The organism is Limnochorda sp. L945t, from assembly GCF_035593305.1.
Lineage (GTDB): Bacteria > Bacillota > Limnochordia > Limnochordales > Geochordaceae > Carboxydichorda > Carboxydichorda subterranea.
Map to the genome: position 1 here is coordinate 1,340,137 of NZ_CP141615.1, position 19,771 is coordinate 1,359,907.

At 70.9% G+C, this 19,771-nt stretch carries 17 protein-coding genes; 3 read left to right on the forward strand and 14 right to left on the reverse strand.

The features are described 5' to 3' along the window. Positions 1–46: 46 nt before the first annotated feature. Genes U7230_RS06340 through mraZ form a run of 9 tightly spaced genes read right to left on the reverse strand, consistent with a single transcriptional unit; the run spans position 47 to position 10,438 of the window. Entirely contained in the window at positions 47–1,189 is a 1,143-nt protein-coding gene (locus tag U7230_RS06340; protein ID WP_324717888.1) for a UDP-N-acetylglucosamine--N-acetylmuramyl-(pentapeptide) pyrophosphoryl-undecaprenol N-acetylglucosamine transferase, read from the reverse strand. Next, positions 1,186–2,343, reverse strand: coding sequence for a putative lipid II flippase FtsW (ftsW, locus tag U7230_RS06345; protein ID WP_324717889.1), 1,158 nt, complete (start codon positions 2,341–2,343; stop codon positions 1,186–1,188). Before ftsW ends, U7230_RS06340 begins: the two co-directional genes overlap by 4 nt. After that, on the reverse strand, positions 2,340–3,338 hold the full coding sequence (gene mraY, locus U7230_RS06350; RefSeq protein WP_324717890.1) for a phospho-N-acetylmuramoyl-pentapeptide-transferase: 999 nt from the start codon (positions 3,336–3,338) through the stop codon (positions 2,340–2,342). The genes ftsW and mraY overlap by 4 nt, the downstream gene beginning before the upstream one ends. Further along, positions 3,335–4,771: a UDP-N-acetylmuramoyl-tripeptide--D-alanyl-D-alanine ligase gene (locus U7230_RS06355; protein ID WP_324717891.1), complete on the reverse strand. Its 1,437-nt coding sequence runs from the start codon at positions 4,769–4,771 to the stop codon at positions 3,335–3,337. Before U7230_RS06355 ends, mraY begins: the two co-directional genes overlap by 4 nt. After that, the gene (locus U7230_RS06360) at positions 4,758–6,320 is read right to left on the reverse strand and encodes a UDP-N-acetylmuramoyl-L-alanyl-D-glutamate--2,6-diaminopimelate ligase (protein WP_324717892.1); all 1,563 of its coding nucleotides are present in this window, start codon (positions 6,318–6,320) and stop codon (positions 4,758–4,760) included. Before U7230_RS06360 ends, U7230_RS06355 begins: the two co-directional genes overlap by 14 nt. Further along, entirely contained in the window at positions 6,317–8,470 is a 2,154-nt protein-coding gene (locus tag U7230_RS06365) for a penicillin-binding transpeptidase domain-containing protein (RefSeq protein ID WP_324717893.1), read from the reverse strand. The genes U7230_RS06360 and U7230_RS06365 overlap by 4 nt, the downstream gene beginning before the upstream one ends. A 41-nt stretch (positions 8,471–8,511) precedes the next feature. After that, positions 8,512–9,051, reverse strand: coding sequence for an FtsB/FtsL family cell division protein (locus U7230_RS06370; RefSeq protein WP_324717894.1), 540 nt, complete (start codon positions 9,049–9,051; stop codon positions 8,512–8,514). A 17-nt stretch (positions 9,052–9,068) separates the two neighbouring features. After that, positions 9,069–10,004: a 16S rRNA (cytosine(1402)-N(4))-methyltransferase RsmH gene (rsmH, locus tag U7230_RS06375; RefSeq protein ID WP_324717895.1), complete on the reverse strand. Its 936-nt coding sequence runs from the start codon at positions 10,002–10,004 to the stop codon at positions 9,069–9,071. A gap of 2 nt (positions 10,005–10,006) precedes the next feature. After that, a complete protein-coding gene (gene mraZ, locus U7230_RS06380; protein ID WP_324718200.1) occupies positions 10,007–10,438 on the reverse strand; it encodes a division/cell wall cluster transcriptional repressor MraZ in 432 nt (143 codons plus the stop codon). A gap of 318 nt (positions 10,439–10,756) precedes the next feature. Here mraZ and U7230_RS06385 point away from each other — a divergent pair, with 318 nt between their 5' ends. Next, positions 10,757–11,848, forward strand: a complete 1,092-nt coding sequence (locus U7230_RS06385; protein ID WP_324717896.1) for a glycosyltransferase family 4 protein — start codon at positions 10,757–10,759, stop codon at positions 11,846–11,848. Here the strand turns inward: U7230_RS06385 and U7230_RS06390 are convergent. Then, positions 11,764–12,228 (reverse strand): HIT family protein, encoded by a 465-nt coding sequence (locus tag U7230_RS06390; RefSeq protein WP_324717897.1) that lies wholly within the window; start codon positions 12,226–12,228, stop codon positions 11,764–11,766. The two genes, U7230_RS06385 and U7230_RS06390, sit on opposite strands and share 85 nt — an antisense overlap. Then, entirely contained in the window at positions 12,225–13,196 is a 972-nt protein-coding gene (pfkA, locus tag U7230_RS06395) for a 6-phosphofructokinase (protein WP_324717898.1), read from the reverse strand. The genes U7230_RS06390 and pfkA overlap by 4 nt, the downstream gene beginning before the upstream one ends. Before the next feature lie 117 nt (positions 13,197–13,313). Here pfkA and U7230_RS06400 point away from each other — a divergent pair, with 117 nt between their 5' ends. Next, positions 13,314–13,589 carry an alpha/beta-type small acid-soluble spore protein gene (locus U7230_RS06400; protein WP_324717899.1) on the forward strand — a complete coding sequence of 92 codons (276 nt, stop codon included), beginning with the start codon at positions 13,314–13,316 and terminating at the stop codon, positions 13,587–13,589. Positions 13,590–13,612: 23 nt separating this feature from the next. On the opposite strand, the gene U7230_RS06405 is transcribed toward U7230_RS06400, so the two are convergent. The 3 genes from U7230_RS06405 to U7230_RS06415 are packed head-to-tail and all read right to left on the reverse strand — an operon-like array spanning position 13,613 to position 18,940. After that, on the reverse strand, positions 13,613–15,379 hold the full coding sequence (locus tag U7230_RS06405) for an acyl-CoA dehydrogenase FadE (RefSeq protein WP_324717900.1): 1,767 nt from the start codon (positions 15,377–15,379) through the stop codon (positions 13,613–13,615). A gap of 15 nt (positions 15,380–15,394) precedes the next feature. Next, the gene (locus U7230_RS06410; protein WP_324717901.1) at positions 15,395–16,537 is read right to left on the reverse strand and encodes an acetyl-CoA C-acyltransferase; all 1,143 of its coding nucleotides are present in this window, start codon (positions 16,535–16,537) and stop codon (positions 15,395–15,397) included. Positions 16,538–16,573: 36 nt separating this feature from the next. After that, complete coding sequence (locus tag U7230_RS06415) at positions 16,574–18,940, reverse strand: 3-hydroxyacyl-CoA dehydrogenase/enoyl-CoA hydratase family protein (protein ID WP_324717902.1); 2,367 nt, start codon at positions 18,938–18,940, stop codon at positions 16,574–16,576. Between the two features lie 108 nt (positions 18,941–19,048). Between U7230_RS06415 and U7230_RS06420 the strand changes: the two genes are divergently transcribed. Further along, positions 19,049–19,762: a 2-phosphosulfolactate phosphatase gene (locus U7230_RS06420; RefSeq protein ID WP_324717903.1), complete on the forward strand. Its 714-nt coding sequence runs from the start codon at positions 19,049–19,051 to the stop codon at positions 19,760–19,762. Positions 19,763–19,771: the final 9 nt, after the last annotated feature.

The window sequence follows — 19,771 nt, forward strand, 5'->3', positions numbered from 1 at the left end:
CGCTTCATGGTATGCCGGGGGAAAAAGCCCGGTGCGGCGCGCCCCGTTAAGCTCCGGCCGCCTGCAGCACCAGCCTCGCCACCTCCTCGGCTGCCCCGGGCCGGCCGAGCCGCCGGCTCGCCTGGGCCATGGCCCGCAAGCGCTCGGGGCTCATCAAGAGCTCCCGGATGACCTCCACCAGGCGGCTCCCCGTGAGGGCGCCGTCGGGCACCACCACGCCCGCGCCCGCCCGCTCCACGGCCCTGGCGTTTAGTTGCTGGTGGCCTTCGGCCGCATACGGGTACGGGACCAGGATCAGGGGCACGCCTCGCGCCGTGTACTCCGCGATGGAGATGGCGCCGGCCCGGGAGACCGCCAGGTCGGCGGCCGCCACCGCCGCCGGCATGTCGTCCACGTACGGCACGACCCGAAGCCGCCCCAACCGCCAGCCGCCGCTGTCGCGCCTCCCTCCGGGGTACCGGGCCGACAGGGCGGCCTCTACCTCATCGAACTGGCTTTGCCCGGTCGAGACCAGGACCTGCGCTCCCTCGAGATGGGCCAGCTCCTCGGCGGCCTCCACCACGGCGAAGTTGAACCGCCGGGCTCCCTGGCTCGCCCCTACCACGAGCACCGTTCGCAGGCCCGCCTCGAGGCCCAGCCGTCGTATTCCCTCCTCCCGGCCCACGGTCAACAGTTCCCGCCGCACCGGGTTGCCGGTGACCACGGCCCGGGCCTGCACCGGCGCCGGCAGGCGGTTCCTCGCCTCCTCGAAGCCCAGCGCCACCGCTCGCGCCCAGCGGGCCATGAGCCGCGTCGCCCGGCCCGGCAGAGCGTTTTGCTCCTGCCAGACGACCGGGATCCGCACCATCCGGGCGCCGGCCACCGCCGGGGCGCAGCCGTAGCCGCCCGTCGCGAGCACCACCCGCGCGCCCAGGGTCCGCAGCCGCCACGCCGCTTCCACGGAGCCCCGGGCCAACGCCGCGGCGAAGACGGCAGCCGCCGGGGAGAGCCTGGCGGGCGCCGGCTCGCCGGCCACGACGTGGAAAGCCTCCCCGTATCGCCGCAAGAGCACCGGTCCCAGGCCCCGGCGGGTCGTCAGGAACGTGACGGCGGCCTGCGGGTCGAGGGCCCGCAGCTCCTGCGCCACCGCCAGCCCGGGGTAGATGTGCCCGCCGGTGCCGGCTGCCGCGATGACCACGTGCACGCTCACAACACGCTCCGCCGGGAAAGGCGCAGCAGCACGCCCATGGCCGTCATGCTGGCCATCAGGGAGCTGCCCCCGTACGAGATGAACGGCAGGGGGATCCCGGTGACCGGCAAGCTGCCGGTCACCACACCGATGTTGAGCAGCCCCTGTACGACCACGAGCGAGACCGCGCCCACCGCCAGCAGCTGCTCGTAGCGATCCTGCAGCCCGAGGGCGATGCGATAGCCTCGCCAGGCGACCACGGCGAAGAGGGCCACCACCGTGGCGGCGCCGATCCAGCCCAGCTCCTCGCTCAAGATGGCGAAGATGAAGTCCGTGTGGTGCTCCGGCAGGTAGGCGAACTTCTGGCGGCTTTGCCCGAGACCGAGCCCGAACAGCCCACCCGACCCGACCGCGAGCAGCGACTGGATGACGCTCCACCCCTTGCCGGCAGGGTCGGCCCACGGGTCGAGGAAGGCCAGCAGCCGGGCCATCCGGTACGGCTCGATCCAGATGAGGGCGAGCATGGCCGGCAGTGCCAGCAGGCCCAGGACGACGAGCTGCTGGTAGCGCATGCCGCCGGCGAACAGCACCGCCACCACCACCGCCAGGAGCACCAGCCCCGTGCCGAAGTCGGGCTCCAGCATGATGAGGCCGAAGGCCACGCCGACCGCCAGGAGCGGCACGAGCGGGCCCCGGACGAAGGAGCTCATCGTGCCCGTACGGTCGGCCGCCCACCAGGCCGTGAAGTTGATGGCCGCGAGCTTGGCGAGCTCCGACGGCTGCAGATTGACGAAAGGCAGGGAGATCCACCGGCGCGAACCGCCGATCTCCTGGCCGACCACCAGCACCACGGCCAACAGCACGTACGAGAAGACCATGAGCGGCACCGCCACCGGCCGCAGGCGCTGCACATCGAAGCGCAGCATGGCCAGCGCCAGGGCCCACGACATCGCCGCGTACACGACCTGGCGCTTGAAAAAGTAGTAGGGATCGCGAAACTGCGCGAGGCCCCGGGTATAGCTGGCGCTCAGCACCATGACCAGCCCGATGGCCATGAGCACGCTCAGCGCGGCGATGAGCACGAGGTCGGGCGGCGCCTGCGCGTGCGGCACGTCCGACGCCGCCATCTCCCCCGGGGGGCTGCCCGGTCGGCGCCGCAATTCGATGACGCTCACGGTGTTACCCCCACGCTCCCGGACAGGATGGCCCACAGCCCGACGAGCCCGAACAGCGCGGCCCACAGCCACAGCCGCACGACCACCTGCGGCTCGCTCCACCCCTCGAGCTCCAGGTGATGGTGGAACGGGCTCATGCGAAAAAGCCGGCGGCCGCCGGTGAGCCGGAAGTAGGCGACCTGCGCCATGACCGACAGGGTCTCCACCACGAACAGCCCGCCCACGATCGGCAAGGAGAGGAGCGTCCCGGTGAACGTCCCCATGGCGGCCAGCGCCGCTCCCAGCGCCAGGCTGCCCGTGTCGCCCATGAACACCTGGGCCGGGTACCCGTTGTACCACATGAACCCCAGGCAGGCCCCTCCGACGGCGCCGGCGAAGATGCCCACCTCCGGCCGCCCGGCCATCCAGGCGGCGCCCGCGTAGACCGCCGAGGCGATGGCGATGGCGCCGGCGGCGAGCCCGTCCAGGCCGTCGGTCAGGTTGACGGCGTTGGCGCTGGCCGTCGTGGCCAGGGTGGACAGCAACACGAAGAGCCACGGGGCGAGCTCCCAGCTCGTCCCGGCAAACGGCACCCCTTGCCGGGTGGCTTCCGGGGCGACGCGCAGGGTCCACACCGCCAGGAGGGCGGCCAGCAACACCTGGCCGGCGAACTTCTCGCGGGCCCGCAGGCCCATCGCACGATGCAGCCGCAGTGCCCGCATATCGTCGATGCTCCCGAGCAGGGCGAAGGCCACGACGAACAGCACGAGCACCAGCGCCCGATCCACGCGGGGGGTGAAGACCAGGGTGGCCGCTGCGGCTGCCACTATCACCACCGCGCCTCCCATGGTCGGCGTGCCCGCCTTGGCCGCGTGCCGGGCCGGCCCCTCGCTCCGGATGGCCTTTCCGACCTTCATGCGGTGCAGGATGCGGATGCTGCCCGGCATGAGCAGGAAGGTGGCGATCATGGCGAACAGGGATGCGCCGATGATCTGGCCCAGGGTCGCGGGGTTCACGGGACCTCCTTCCCGGGCGCAGCGTCCTGAGCGGAGGCAAGCGCCTGCACCACGCGCTCGAGCCCGACTGCTCGCGAGCCTTTGACCAACACCGTATCTCCCGGCCGGACGATCCCCGTTACCCGGGCGGCTGCTTCGCCGGCATCCGAGGCCACCACGACGTCCACCTGCCCGCCGCCGGCCGCCCGGCGGGCGCCTTCGGCCGTCCACGCCGCCATGCTGCCGGTCGCCACCAGCACCGCGACGCCCCGCCGAGCGGCCTCCTCTCCCACGGATCGGTGGGCCTCCCGGGCAAGCTCACCCAGCTCGAGCATGTCCCCCAACACGGCGACGGCACGGCTTCTCCGCTCCGCCGCGATCCGCTCCAGGGTCTCGAGCGCCGCCCGCATGGAGGCGGGGCTGGCGTTGTAGGCGTCGTTGATGATGAGGACGTCGCCCGGCCCCGGCACGGTCTCCATGCGCATGGACGCCCCCGCGAACTCGGCGAGTCCGGCCGGGACGGCCGCCGGGTCGACGCCGCACGCCAGCGAGGCAGCGGCGGCGGCCGCGGCGTCCAGCGCCAGGTGTCGGCCCGGGATCGGCACGTGACACGGGATGGTCGGCCCGTCCCGCACCGCGAGCTCGAAGCGGGTGCCCAAGAGCCCGCCTCCTTCCACGTGCTGCACCCGCACGTCCGCGGCGCCGGAGGTCCCGAAGGTGATCACGCGCACCCCGCTTCGAGCCCGGGCACGCATCGCCACGACCCGCGGGTCGTCTGCGTTGAGGACGGCCGCTCCCCCGGCCTCGAGCACCTCCACCAGCTCCGCCTTGGCCCGGGCAATGGCCTCCACGCTTCCCAGCACGCCGACATGGGACTCCCCGACGTTGGTGACCACCCCGACCGAGGGCAGGGCCAGGCGGCCCAGGTGGCGGATCTGGCCGAGCCCCCGCATGGCGATCTCCAGGACCAGATAGCGGGTCTCGTCGCTTGCCATCAGGATCGCCAGGGGCACGCCCACGTCGTTGTTGAAGCTGGCGGGCGCCCGCACGGTGGGGCCTACCCGGCCGAGGATGGCCGCGGTCATCTCCTTGGTGGTGGTCTTGCCCACGCTGCCGGTCACGGCCACCACCCGCACCGCCAGCCGGCGGCGGTACCACGCGGCGAGGCGCTGGAGACCCTCCAGGGTTTCCTCGACGGCGACGGCCGCGTACTCGCCCGGCGGGAGCGCGCCGGCCCGCCGGCTGCTGACCAGCACCGCGGCGGCTCCCCGCTCCACCGCCTGCCCGACGAAGTCGTGGCCGTCGAAGCGCGGCCCCACCAGGGCCACGAACAGATCGCCCGGCCGGACGCTGCGCGAGTCGGTGCTCACTCCCGTCAACCGGCCATGGGCGGGCCCCCGGACGATCCTGCCGCCGGCTCCTTCGGCCACGGCCTGTACGCTAAGCTCCTGCACGTCGTTCCGCCTTTCCCTCGGTGGCCTCCCCGTAGCCCATCCGGCGCAGGACCTCCCGGACCACCTCCCGGTCGTCAAAGTGGATGACCCGTTCCCGGAAGACCTGGTACGTCTCGTGACCCTTGCCAGCAATCACGACCATGTCGCCCGGCGCCGCTCCTCTCAGCGCCTGCTCGATGGCCTGCCTGCGGTCGACGATGACCTCGTACGCCTGGAGCCGGGCTTCGCTCGAGCGGCGCCCCTCGAGCACCCCTCGCTCGATCTCCCGGCAAATGCTCTCGGGCTCTTCGCTCCGGGGATTGTCCGAGGTGATGACCACCCGCTCGGCCAGGCGTGCCGCAATGCTCCCCATGATGGGCCGCTTGCCGCGGTCCCGGTCGCCGCCGCACCCGAAGACTACCCAGACCTGCCGCGGGCCGTGGTCCCGGGCCGCCTTGAGGATGTTTTCGAGGCCGTCGGGCGTGTGGGCGTAATCCACGATCACCTCGAAAGGCTGCCCCTCCCGGATCGCTTCGAAGCGCCCCGGTACCCCTTCCACCCGCTCCAGCCCCGGCACCGCCCGGTCGAGCGGGACACCCTCGTGGAGCCCCGCCGCCAGCGCCCCGAGCGCATTGTACACGTTGAAGCGTCCGGAGAGCTTCAGCCGTACCTCTGCCTGCCCCCACGGGCTCTTCACCAGGAAGGAGGCACCCTGTCCGCCCAGCCGCACCTGCTCGGCCGTCACGTCCCAGCGGGGGTCGAGCCCGTAACGCACCACCGGGGCAGCGCTCTCACGGGCCATGTACTCGCCGGACGGATCGTCGCCGTTGACGATGGCGAGCTTGTGACCCTTGGTTCCCGGCGTGAGGGAGGCGAAGAAGGCGGCCTTGGCATCCCGGTAGGCTTCCATGGTACCGTGGAAGTCCAGGTGGTCTTGCGTCAGGTTGGTGAAGATGCCCACGTCGTACTCGATGCCGGCCAATCTCCGCAGCACCACGGCGTGGGACGATACCTCCGTCACCGCGTGCGTGCTCGACGCCTGGACCATCCGGGAAAAGAGCTCGAGCATGTCGCTCGACTCGGGGGTGGTCCGATCGGCGTCCAGCACCTCGTCGCCCACGACCCGCAGCACGGTCCCCACCAGCCCCGTACGGTACCCGCCGGCCTCCAGCACCGCTCTGGTCAGGAAGGTGGTGGTCGTCTTCCCGTTGGTGCCCGTCACGCCCACCAGCCGCAGCGCCCTGTCGGGATGGCTGAAGAAGGCGGCGGCCGCGACGGCCAGAGCCGAGCGGCTGTCGCCGACCCGCACCGTGGGCACCTGGTCTTCCAGGCCCCCCTGCAGGGGTCGCTCGGTCACGATCATCACGGCCCCCCTGCCGGCCGCCTCGCCTGCGAACGCATGGCCGTCGTGCTGGTGGCCACGGATGCAGACGAAAACGTCGCCCGGCACCACCCCCCTGGAATCGTAGCGCACGCCCCGCACCAGCGCCTCTCTCTTGGAGGGGGACTCCCATGCGCGTCCCGGCCGCTCGAGAGGGGCAAGGCAAGCGGCCAATTCCTCTACCGTCACGGTGACGCTTCCTTTCCGCTCCCGGGAGGCTCGAACCGCACCTCCACCGGGCTGCCGACCGGCACGCGGGTCCCCGGGCTCGGACTCTGAAACGTGGCGAATCCCGAGCCGTCCACGTGCAGGATGAGGCCGTACTCCGCCAGGATGGCAGCTACGTCCCTCACGCTCTTGCCCAGGACCGGCGGCACCTCCACTTCGCTCCGCTCCACCGGGTGGACGTGCTGGTCGAGGACCAGCAGCACCCGCGTCCCTGGATCCACTTCGGCTCCGCCCCTCGGGATCTGGTCGACGACGAGCCGGCCGGTGCCCTCGATCCCCGTCTTGAGCCCGGCGGCGCCGAGCTTCTGGGCGGCCTCTTCGGCCGTCAGGTAGAGCACGTTGGGCACCAGCACCATCTGGACGCCGTTGGCGTCCTTGGAAGGTTGCTTCGGTTTCTCCTCCCGGCGGGGCACCCGTAAATACCCCAGGGCGTCTTCCATGATCGCCTTGAAGGTGGGAGCCGCCCACAACCCGCCCCACCGAGGCTGCACCTTCAGCCTGTAGAGCATGACCACGCCCACGATGCGTGGAGCGTCCACGGGGGCGAAGCCCAAGAACGAGGCCATCGTGTCGTCACCGTAACCCCCCGTCGGCCGAGGGATCTGGGCCGTACCGGTCTTGCCGGCGACGCGGTAACCAGGAATCTCCGCCCGGGTCCCGGAACCGTTGACCACGACGCTGCGCATCATCCGGGCAAACTCCTGTGCCGTGGCCGGCGAGAGGACCCGCCGCAGGGCCATGGGAGAGGTGCGCTCCAGCACCTGCCCGTCGGCGGTCCGGATCTCCCGCACCAGATGGGGCTTCATCAATACCCCGCCGTTCGCGATGGTGGCAGCCGCCATCACCAGCTGCAGCGGCGTCACCGAGACCCCTTGCCCGAACCCGATGTTGGCCCACCGGAGGATCTCGCCGTGGGCGATCGAGCCCGGGACCGGCAGGGAGCCCGCTGCCTCGCCAGGGAAGTCGATCCCGAGAGGCTCGCCAAAGCCGAACGCCCGGGCAAACTTGTAAAAGAGTGCAGGGCCGAGGCGCTGGGCTCCGATGATGGCGAAGACCGGGTTGCACGAATTCTCCACGGCTTCGACGAAGCTCTGGCTCCCGTGGCCCCCCGGCAGCCAGCAGCTGACCTTGCCCCCGCCGATCAGCACGAAGCCCGGGTCGAAGAACCGGTCGTCGGGCCGGACGACGCCGGCCTCCAGCGCGGCGGATCCCGTGACCACCTTGAACGTCGAGCCGGGTTCGAGCTGGTCCGTGACGGCCCGGTTGCGACGCACTTCGGGAGGGTAGTCGCTGTAGTGGTTGGGGTCGAAGCCGGGGTACTGGGCCATCGCCAGGATCTCGCCGGTGGACGGGTCGACGGCGACGAACAGCCCGAAGTCCGATTGGGTCTCCTTGACGGCCCGCTCCAGCTCCCGCTCGGCCCGGTACTGGATCACCTGGTCGATGGTGAGCACCAGGGTGTGGCCATCCTCTGCCGGCACGTAGCGGCTCACGCCGCCGGGGATCTCCCGGCCGGCCGCGTCCCGCTCGGCCTCGACCCTGCCCTGGACGCCCCGCAGGTGCGCATCGTAGTAAAACTCGAGCCCTTCCAACCCCTGGTTGTCGATCCCCGTGATGCCCAGCACCTGGGCCGCGAGGGTGCCGTTGGGGTAGACGCGCTGGGGGCGCTCCACCAGCCCGATGCCTGGCAGGCGGAGCGTCCGAATGGCCTGAGCTTGCTCCGGCCCCAGATTGCGCGCGATCCAGACCGTCGCCTGGCGCATCCGCAGGCGCTGTTCGATCTCCCCGGCATCCATCCCGAGCACCGAAGCCAGTTTGCGCGCGGTACCGGCCGGGTCCCCCACCTCGGACGGGACCGCGTACACCGCGTCGGCGCTGACGCTGATGGCCAGCTTGTTACCCGAACGGTCGAGGATGGTGCCCCGCTGGGCGTCGAGGGGCAACGGTCTCAGCCGCTGCTCGAGGGCGAGACGGGTGAAGTGGCCGTGTCGTACCACCTGCAGGTAGAATAGCCGTGCGGTGAGTGCCGCGCCCGCAGCCAGGGTCCCCAGGAGGAGCCACGCGATCCGCCGGCGCACCCCGGTCGGTGAAATGGCAGGGTAGCGTACCAACCGCGCTCCCGCGCCTTCCTTGCGCTATGCTCGCCTCGCATCTACGGCCACCGGGGAAGCTGGCGCGCCAGGGCGGCAGGCTTGTCGACGAGGAGCTGCCCGAGGGCCGAGGCAACCCGGGCCACCAGTCCGGCCGGGCCCCTCCCGCGCTCGTCCGCCCTGCGGACCTGCTGCAGCGACAGCTCGTGGACTCTGGCAAGCTGCACCTCGGACGTCGCGGGCGCGGGCTCGACCGGCAGCAGCCGGACTTGCTTCGGCTTGACCATCGCCAGCTGCACTCGGGCCAGCTCCTCCGTCTTTTCGGGAGAGAGCTCCCGAGCAAGCGCCACTTCGAGCGCCTGCCCTCGCCGCTTTTCCATCGCGAGCTGTTGCTCCAGGCTCTCTACCTGGCGGGAGACCAGGGTCATGCGCACCATCAGGCTCAAATAGGCGGCGGAGAAAGCCACCACCGTGGCCACTCCCACCATCCACGCCGCCACCAGGCGAGACGGTCGCTGCCATACCGCGGCCGCTGGCTCCGCCGGAGCCGGCGTCTCCCGCTCCTCCCACCATTCCCGGCGGTCGACGAGGCTAGCGCGCACGCTTGCCATTGCCACCTCTATGCATTCCCTTCCGAGGCCAGTACCCTTTCGGCCGCCCGTAGCCGGGCACTCCGGGCCCGGGGGTTTTGGGCCACCTCTTGCGGACCTGGCCGCTCGGGACGGGACGTCAGGATCCGGACCCGAACCGGCTGCCCTTCCCGCGCGGCTCGCACCCACGCCTGTTTGACCAGGCGATCCTCGAGCGAGTGAAAGCTGATGACCACCACCCGTCCGCCAGGCTTCAAAGCCTCGAGGGCCTGGGGCAGCGCCCGCTCCAGTTGCTCCAGCTCGGCGTTGACCGCGATGCGAAGCGCCTGGAAGACGCGCCGGGCGGGATGTCCCCCTTTCCTGCGAGCAGAGGCCGGAACGGCCGCCTTGATGCACTCCACGAGCTCGCCCGCCGTTCGGATGGCGCGCCGCGCCCTTTGCTCCACCACGAACCGGGCGATACGAGAAGCCCAGCGCTCTTCGCCGTAACGGCGGAAGAGATCGGCCAGTTCGCGCACGTCCAGTCGCTGGAGAAGGTCGGCCGCCGTGACCGCCAGCCGCGGATCCATCCGCATGTCGAGAGGAGCGTCGGGTACCTGGTACGTGAAGCCCCGCCTCGGATCTTCCAGTTGGTGGGTCGACACGCCCAGATCGAAGATGACGCCATCGACTGCGCCGGCATGGATTTCCCGAAGTTTCGCCCCGAGTTCAGAAAAATCCGCGTGCAATAAAGCGACGCGGTCGCTCCATGCCTCGAGATTCCTGGCGGCCACCTCGAGCGCTTCCGGATCCCGGTCCAATCCGATGAGACGGGCCTGGCCACCGGCCGCCTCGAGTAGCGCGCGGGCATGGCCTCCGCCTCCGACGGTCGCATCCACGTAGAGGCCGCCCGGCCGGGGCTCGAGCCAGCGGATCACCTCCCGGACCATCACGGGCCGGTGCTCCCACTCCAACCTGTCCACCACGCCTACAAGCCGAGCCCCACGATCTTCTCGGCGATGGCTTCGAAGCTGCTCTGGGCCCGGCTGGCGTAATCTTGCCACCCCTGCAGATCCCATATCTCCACCCGGCTCCCGACCCCCAGCACCGCGACCTCCCGTTGCGGGGCGAGGCCTGCGTACTGGCGCAAGTGCGGGGGGATCAAGGCTCGCCCCGCACGGTCGATCTCGACCGGAGATGCGCCGGCGAGCAGCATCCTCACGAAAGCCCGGGCGTCGCTCTGGGTGAGCGGCAGCGTCCGGAGCTTCTCCTCCACCGCGCTCCACTCCCGGGCCGGAAAGGCGAACAGACAGCGGTCGAGCCCGCGCGTGGCGATGAACGGGCTGCCCAGTTCCTCCCGGAAGCGAGCCGGGATGATGAGCCGCCCCTTCTCGTCCAGCTGGTGCTGGTACTCCCCCATGAATGCCACGGCGTCGAGGTCCCATCCGAGAGCGTGGAGCCGGCTTCAGAGATGCTTTGTGGGGGCGTGACGCGACGTGGGCCGCAGGAGCCCCTGCCCGGCCGCTTGGCGGGGTCCTCCACTCCGCGCCACTTTCCCCCACTCCGCGCCCACCTGTTTCGGCGCCGCTTCCTCAACTCCTTCTGCCAACCCCACGAAATTTCACGAAAAGGCTCGGCTCTGCGGGGATGAGCCCCCGCCGCTGCCAGGAGCAAGGCCGGCTTCGCGCGGGAGCTCCTTTCGGGGATACACTGCCGGGGGAGGAGGCTGCCGGTACCCTTGCGGATCGGTCTGTTGGGCCCCATCGCGTGGCGTACCCCGCCCCGTCGCTACGGGCCGTGGGAGCAGGTCGTCTCTCACCTGGCCGAAGGGCTCACCCGGCGGGGCCACGAGGTGACGCTCTTTGCGACGGCCGACAGCGAGACGGCCGCCCGGCTGGTGGCGGTGTGTCCCCGCCCGTTGGGGGAAGATCCCCGGCTGGACGCCAAGTCGTACGAGTTGCTCCACATGGCGGAGGCGTTACGCCTGGCCAGGGAGGAGGCGTTCGAGCTCCTGCACAACCACTTCAACGCCCATCCCCTCGCCTTCTCGCCGCTCGTGGACACGCCCGTCGTCACCACCTTGCACGGATCGGCGCTGCTCGAACCCTCGACCCACCTGATCTACCGCCGCTTCGCCCACCTGCCGTACGTCTCCATCAGCAACGCCGAACGAGACGGCCTTCCCGAGCTCCGCTACGTGGCCACGGTGTACAACGGCGTCGATTTGCGCCAGTTCACCTACTCGTCGCGCTCCGAGGGGTACCTGGCGTTCCTCGGGCGGATGTCCCCGAAGAAGGGCGCGCACCTGGCGGTGGAACTCGCCCGGAGGACCGGGATCCCGTTGAAGATGGCCGCGCTCATCCCGCCCGACGAACGCGACTTCTTCGAAGGAGAGATCCGCCCGCACCTCGACGGTCGCCGGATCGAATACGTGGGGCACCTGGGCCCCGAAGAGCGCGACCGGTTCCTGGGCGGGGCGCGGGCCCTCGTCCACCTGTGCACGGTCCCGGAGCCGTTCGGGCTCGCGCTGGTGGAAGCTCAGGCGTGCGGCACGCCGGTCATCGGCATGGATCTGGGTGCCGTGGGGGAGGTGGTGCGTCACGGGGAGACGGGCTACGTGGTGCACACGCTGGAAGAAGCACAACAGGCTGCCAGGGCCATCGACCGTATCGATCGGGCGGCCTGCCGGCGGTGGGTCGAGTCGCGTTTTACCGTGGACCGGATGGTGGAGGAGTACGAGCGGGTCTATGAAGCGGTGCTGGATGCCTCGAGCGCCCGGCGGAGCCGGTCGGCCACCGCATCGAGCTCGAGCCGCTCGGGAGCCGTATAGGTGGGCGGGCGCAGCCGGAAGGCCAGACCCTCTCCCCCCGCGTAGCGCGGGATCAAGTGCAGGTGGAAGTGGAAGACCACCTGCCCTGCTGCCGCTCCGTTGGACTGCAGCACGTTGAGGCCGTCGAAGCCGAGTGTCTCCCGCATGGCCCCGGCGATCCGCCGGGCTACCCGGAAGATTGCCGCCGCCTCTTCCTCCGTGAGATCCCAGAGCGTGACGGCGTGGCGCACCGGCACCACCAGCAGGTGCCCCCTGCTGGCCGGCGCGATGTCCATGAAGGCGACGACGCCGCTACCGTCGTCCTCGAGCACCATGCTGGCCGGCGCCTCGCCGCGGGCGATGCGGCAAAAGACGCACCCGGACTCGCCCTGCACCGTCACTGCGCCAGCACCTCGGCAAGCTGCAGCACTTTCGGGTCGAGCTCCCGCTTGTGGCCGACCACTTCTTCGAGAGGCAACGCCTGCACCTTCCCTGCCAGCCAGCCGGCGATGTACCCGTAGCGGCCGCTGAGCAGCAGCTCGACGGCCATGGCCCCCGAGAGGGTCCCGAGCATGCGGTCGAAGGCCGTGGGCGTCCCGCCTCGCTGCACGTGGCCCAGCACCGTGACCCGCAGCTCGAACCCGAGCTGGTCGAGATGCTCGCGGAAGTGGGCCGCCATCCGCTCGGCGTTGTACCGGGCTCCCTCGGCCACCACCACGATGGCGTGCGACTTGCCCCGCTCGTACGCCTGGCGGAGCTCCCGGGCCACCTCGTCCGGATTGGTCTCGACCTCCGGCACGACCACCTGCTCGGCACCGCCGGCGATGGCCGTCATGAGGGCGAGGTACCCGCAGTCCCGGCCCATGACCTCGACCAGGAAGGCCCGGTGGTGGGACGAAGCGGTCGAACGGATCCGGTCCAGCGACTCGAGGGCGGTGTTGAGCGCCGTGTCGACGCCCAGAGTCTGATCGAAGCCGTAGAGGTCGTTGTCGATGGTGGAAGCGACCCCCGCCACGGGGAAGCCCATCCGGTGCAACATGAGGTTGCCGGTCTGGGAGCCCCCGCCCCCGATGACCACCAGGCCCTCGATACCGTGGGCCTGCATCTGCGCGATGGCCTGCCGGCGCCCCTGCTCGGTCCGGAACTCGGGGCAGCGCGCGCTGCCCAGCACCGTGCCGCCCATCCCGATGATGCCGCCCACGCTGCGCACGGTCATGGGCGTGAAAGCGCCGGCGATGAGGCCCGCGTAGCCTTGCTGCACTCCCATGGTCTCCACGCCGTGGGCGGCAGCCACGCGTACGACCGAACGGATCGCGGCATTCATCCCGGGAGCGTCTCCGCCGCTGGTGAGCACTGCGATGCGCTTCATCGATCTGGCTCCTTCTCCTGCAACTGCTGACCGTCAGGGCCTGCCCCGCGGGGTCGACCTCGCATTCGGCCTCGGGTACCGGCGCATGTTAAGCACCGGGGAGGCGAGCTTCCGGCCATGACCGAAACACCGCAAACGCCCGCCCGGCGCTACCGCTGGCGCCGTCCCAAAGATACCCAAGACGAGACGGCCGCGCAAGGGCCGGCCTCGGGCAAGGAGGAGCTCAAGCACGAAGTGGCCCGCGAGCTGGGCCTGGAGGACGACCTGCAGGATCCCGACGAGCTGTCCGTCAGGGAGGCCGGCAAGATCGGCGGGCAGATGGTGCGCCGCCTCATCGAGGCCGGCAAGGAGCAGATGGCGCGCGAGCGCAGCGCCGACGAAAAGGCCCGGTGACACCCCCGTCCGGGGGCCGGGGGCTACCCCTCGAAGGGGTAGCCCCCGGCTGCCCGCACCGCTTGCGCCAGCGCCCGGCGAAGCGCGATCGGGGAAACCTGGGGCCGGTCGAGCAGCGCGCGCAACCGCCCGAGCTGTTCGCGTGAGAGCAGATCCTGCGCCGCCGCCTCCACCTGCCGGGCCGCTTGTTCGATCACCAGGCTTGCGGCCACCCGGTGGAGCTCCGGGCCCGCCCGCCCCGAGGATACCCCGGCCGCGGCCAGACGGGCACGCATCCACACGCCTTGGGCGGCGTAGAGGGCAATGGCCAGGTCGGCAAGGCGCTCCAGCTTTTCCTGCTCGCTCTCCAGGGCCGTGCCGTGCATCTCCACCACGACCGACGCCACGTACAGCACGGCCTGCCTGAGCGCCCGCATCCACGCCGGCGAGGGCAGCCACACCCCGTCGACCCCAGCCCCCCGCTCGGCCGCTTCCGCCCCCTGGTCGACGGACTGCCGGGCCTCGGCCATGGCGGCGAACAGCGGCACGCCTCCTTTCAGCGCCCTCCGCATCATCGCGTCCGGGATCAGCAGGCGGTTGATCTCGTTGGTTCCCTCGAAAATACGGTTGATGCGGGCATCACGGTACATCCGGGAGACCGGGTACTCGTTCATGAACCCGTAGCCGCCGTGGATCTGCAGCGCCTCGTCCACGACGAAGTCCAGGGTCTCGCTCCCGTACACCTTGTTGATGCTGCACTCCACCGCCACCTCGGCCACCGCCCGGCGGGGGTCGCCGAGAGCGGCCCGGCGCGCCTCCATCAGGCCTGCCGTCCGGTAGACCATGCTCTCCAGCGTGTAGAGCCGGGCCGCCATCTCCGCCAGCTTCTCTCCCACCAGGCCGAACTCCGCGATGGGCCGCCCGAATTGCCGCCGTTGCTCGGCATAGGCGGTGGCCACCTCCAGGGCCGCCTTGCCCGAGCCGAGCGAGCCCGCCGCGAGCTTGAAGCGCCCCACATTGAGCACGCCGAACGCGATGACGTGGCCCCGCCCGATCTCGCCCAGCACGTTTTCCGCCGGCACCCGGACCCCGTCGAGGTAGACGGCCCGGGTCGAGGAGCCCCGGATGCCGAGCTTGTCCTCCTCCGGCCCCAGGCTCAGGCCGGGGCTCGCCGTCTCTACCAGGAACGCGGTGAACTGCTCCCCGTTGACCTTGGCGTAGACCACCATGAGGTCGGCGAACCCGGCATTGGTGATCCACTGCTTTTGGCCCTCGAGCACGAAGCCCCCGTCCACCGGGGTGGCGCGGCTTTTCCCCGACAGCGCGTCGGACCCCGCCATCGGCTCGGTGAGCGCGTACGCCGCCACTCGCTCGCCGCTCACCAGCGACGGCAGGTAGCGCGCCTTTTGCTCCGGCGTGCCGAAGATCGCCAGGGGGAGCGTCCCGATCCCCGAGTGCGCCCCGAACGTCACGGCGAAGTCCCCCGTTCGGGCGATCTCCTCGGTCACCGCGGCGGCGAACACGCTCCCCAGCCCCGAGCCACCGTACGCCTCTTCCACCTCCACGCCCAGAAGGCCCAGCTCGCCAGCTCGGCGGAGCAACCCCCGCAGGACGGCCGGGTCGTGCTCGGGATGCGCTCGCATGGCCGGCACGACTTCCTGATCGGCGAACCGGCGCGCCACCTCTGCGATGGGGGCCACCTCAGCCCTCGCCTGCTCCGGCGTCTGGATGGGCGTGCCCTCTCCCTCCTCCGGGGCCGGGTCGCTGACCAGGAAGCCGGCCCCCTGGAAGAAGCCGTGCTCCAGACCCACCCTCCCTCTCTCCCTTCAAGCGGCTTCGAACAGCCCGGCTGCCCCCATGCCCCCGCCCACGCACATCGTCACCAGCCCCCATCGCACCCGGCGCCGGGCCATCTCGTACAGGAGCGTGGCCGTCAGCTTGGCGCCGGTCGCGCCCAGCGGATGCCCGAGGGCAATGGCACCGCCGTTGACGTTGACCCGTTCCTCGTCCATCCCGAGCTGCCGGATGACCGCCACGGTCTGGGCGGCAAACGCCTCGTTGAGCTCGACGAGCCCGATCTCGTCCAGGCGCAGGCCCAGGCGTCTCAACAGCTTCGGCACGGCCTCCACCGGGCCGATCCCCATGATCTCCGGCGGCACCCCTGCCACGGCGAACCCCCGGAAGATCCCGAGCGGCTCGAGCCCGAGCGCCTCCGCCCGCCGGGACGACATGACGACGACGGCGGCTGCCCCGTCGCTCATCTGGCTCGAGTTGCCGGCCGTCACCGTCCCCCCTTCGGAAAACGCCGGCTTCAGCGCTGCCAGAGCCTCCATGGACGTATCCCGGCGAACGCCCTCGTCCACCTCGAAGCGGGCGCCGTCCCCCAGCGGCACCGGTACCGTTTCGTCGCGGAAGGCGCCCGCGTCGATGGCCCGGGCCGCCCGCTGGTGGCTGCGGAGCGCGTAGGCGTCCTGGTCCTCCCGGGACACGCCGTAACGGCGGGCGACTTCCTCCGCCGTGTGCCCCATGGCCATGTACACCTCGGGGTAATGCTCGACGAGGTACGGGTTGGGCGAGAACTTGAAGCCGGTCATGGGGACCCGGCTCATGCTCTCGACTCCGCCCGCCACGACGACGTCGGCAGCCCCGGTCATGATCCGTTCCGCCGCCATGGCGATGGACTGCAGCCCCGATGAGCAAAACCGGTTGACGGTCATCGCCGGCACGCTGACCGGCAGACCCGCCCGGATGGCAGCGATGCGGGCGACGTTGAGGCCCTGATCCGCTTCGGGCATCGCGCATCCCAGGATCACGTCGTCGACCTCGGCAGGATCCAGCCCGGGTACCCGCTGCACCGCTTCCCGGATGACCAGGGCCGCCAGTTCGTCGGCCCGCATGTCCTTGAGGGCTCCTCGCCGCGCCTTTGCCACCGGCGTGCGCACGGCTGAGACGATCACCGCATCCATCATGGCCGTCGTCCTCCTCTCTGTCGCGGCAAGCCCGTTTCAGTTGCGAAGCGGGCGCCCGGTGGTCAGCACGTGCTCGATCCGCTGCTGCGTCTTCTCCTGGCCCAACAGCCAGAGGAAGGCCTCCCGCTCGAGGTCGAGCAGGGCCTGCTCGGTGAGGGGCGTGCCGGCGGGCACGTCCCCTCCGCACATGACGTGGGCGAGCCGGCGGGCGATCTGCACGTCGTGATCGCTGATGCGGTTGGCGCGCCGGGCATCGAGGGCCCCGGCCACGAGCGCCGCGCGCACGTCCCGGCCCGGTGCGGCAATGGGGGCCGGCACCGCGGGCGTGTAGGCGGCCTCTTCCATACGCAGCGCCCTTTGCTTCGCGTGGAACAGCAAGGCCGCCCGGTCCGCGATCACGTCGTCGCAGGCTCGCAGCCACCCCAGCTCGCGCGCGTGGTAGGCGCTCGTCGAGACCGTGGCCTGGGCGATCACCTCGAACAGCCACGCCACCAGCGGCTGCGGATCGAAGGCCTTTCCCTCGGGAAGGCGCGCCAGGGTGCGTACCAGGGCCTCTTTGGTCCCTCCCCCGGCGGGGATGAGGCCGACCCCCGTTTCGACGAGGCCGATGTAACTCTCGACAGCCGCCACCACGGCCGGGGCGTGGAGCACCATCTCCGCGCCGCCGCCGAGCGTCCGGCCCGCGACGGCGACGACCACCGGCGAAGGCGCGTACTTGATGGCCATGTTGAGCCGCTGGAAGCGGGCCACCGCCCGTTCGACCTGATCCCACTGTCCCGACCGGGCGCCCACCAGCAAGGCGAACAGGTTGGCGCCCACCGAGAAGTCCGGCCCGTCGTTGAACACGACCAACCCCCGCCACCGGCTCCCGAGCTCCGACAGCGCTTGCTCGGCCGCCTCGATCAAGGCGTCGTCGATGGCCGCCTTCGGGGGGTGCATCTCCAGGGCGGCCACGTCGTCACCCAGGTCCCACAACGTCGCGCTCGGGCCCGTCCGGACCCGGGCTCCGGCGGCCTCGAGCGCTGCGAGCCGCAGGTGCTCGCGTACCCTCTTCACCTCGACGTGGCGGCCCTGGCCGTCGAGCACTTCGCGGCCGCCGGACCGGTAGAAGGCCGGCGCTGGCGACGCCAGGAGCTGCTTCACCAGCGGGGGCAGGCTCTTCCCCTCCGACTCGAGCCTGCCGGCCAGCTGGACGACGCCCAGCCGATCCCATACCTCGAAGGGCCCCTGCTCCCATGAAAAGCCGTCCCGCATGGCCGCATCCACGTCCGCGGCGGTGTAAGCGATCTCAGGAAGCTTCGCGGCGCAAAAGCGCAGCACGGGCCCCAGTACCGCCCAGGCGAACCGGGACGCCGGGTCGTCGCCGGAGAGCAACACCCTCAGCCGCTCGCCGGGCGGCGCCGCCATCGCCCGGTCGACGGAATCGAAGCGGGCCTCCCGCCGCGGCCGGTACTCCAGGCTCTCCCAGTCCAGTACCTCGATGGCCCGCCCGTCGCCTTTCCCGGATCGCCGGTAAAACCCGGCGCCTGCCTTCTCTCCGAGCAATCCCCGGCGGACCATGGCCTCCACCACGGGCGGGGGCTGGAGCAACGCCCGCTCGTCGGGATCGTCCGTGCGGGAACGCCCCGTCCGGAGGACATGGAGGTACGTGTCGAGCCCCACCAGATCCAGGGTGCGGAAGGTGGCGCTCTTGGGACGGCCCATCACGGGCCCCGTCACGAGATCGACCTCCTCCACGGACAGACCCCACTCCTGCATCGCTCGAAAGGCTACCTGCAGTGCGAAGATGCCGACACGGTTGCCGATGAAGTTGGGTGTATCTTTCGCCAGGACGGGCCGCTTGCCGAGGAAGCGGCGCAACCATTCCACGACCTGCTCGACCCGCTCCGGATCGGTGTCGGCCGTGGCGATCACCTCGACCAGGGGCAGGTAGCGCGGCGGATTGAAGAAATGCAGGCCCATGAACCGCCGCCGGAAGCCCTCCGACCGCCCCGCCACCTGCTCGGCGACGGAGAGCCCGGACGTGTTGCTGGCGACGACCGCGTGGGGAGCGACGTAAGGTTCCACCCTGGCCCACAGAGCCTGCTTCGCCCCCAGGTCCTCCACGATGGCCTCGATGACCAGATCCACGTCACGCAGGCGGCCGAGGTCGTCATCCACGTTGCCCGGCCGGATGCGTTGGGCTGCGCTGGCCGTGGCGAGCGCGGGTGGGCGCATCTGGCCGAGCCTGCGAACGCCCTCCCGGGCGAGCCGGCTCCGGTCCGGACCCTCGACCGCCAGGTCCAGCAGTTCGCAAGGAATGCCCAGGCTGGCCAGCCAGCCGGCAATCTGGGCGCCCATGACCCCCGCTCCGATGACCGCAGCCTTTCGGACGCGCAAAGGGCGAGCCGACAGCGTGCTCACCGGGGACCTCACCTCCGTTCTGGCATTCACAATCATTCGCTAATTTCCGGCCCATCCCTGGCCGCGTGATATAATGCCGCCCGTGAGATGCGGCCGCCGGATGGGAGCGTGGCGAGTGCCGTGGAGATCCGCCGGGCCCGTCTCCTGGAAGGAGCCCGGAGCGCCGAGGGAGTCGTGGTCATCATCGACGTCCTGCGCGCCTTTTCAGTGGCAGCCTATGCCGCCGCCCTGGGGGCCCGGCCCCTGGTGGCCGTCGCGCACCGAGATCAGGCCCTGGCCCTGAGGGAGCGCCACCCGCAGGCGGTGCTCTCGGGGGAGGCGGGCGGGTGGCCGCTGCCGGGTTTCGACTTCGGCAATTCGCCGGGAGAGCTGTTGAGGGCAGTCGCCCGGGGCCGGTCGCTGCGCGGGCGCCCTTTCATCCAGCGCACGAGCTCGGGAACGCAGGGGGTGACCCTGGCGACTCGCGCTCGCCACGTCTTCGCCGCCTCCTTCGTAAACGCGCCGGCTACCGCCTCCGCCATTCGCAAGCTTCGCCCCGACGTGGTCACGCTCGTGGCCATGGGCGTCTTGGGCGACGTGCCGGCGGAAGAGGACGAGATGTGCGCCGAGGCGCTCGAAACCCTCTTGCGGGGAGCCGAATGGTCGCCGCACCGGCTGGCCGGCCTGGCCGCCGGGCCCCGGGTCGGCGGGATCCTGCGGGGGGAGCTTCCCTACCTTCCGGCGTGGGACGTGGGGCTGTGCCTGGCTTACGGCTTGTTCCCGTTCGCCTTGCGGGCCCGGCGCGCCGGGGATGCCGTCTTCCTGCGGCCCGTCTGGGTATGACCACCCGCC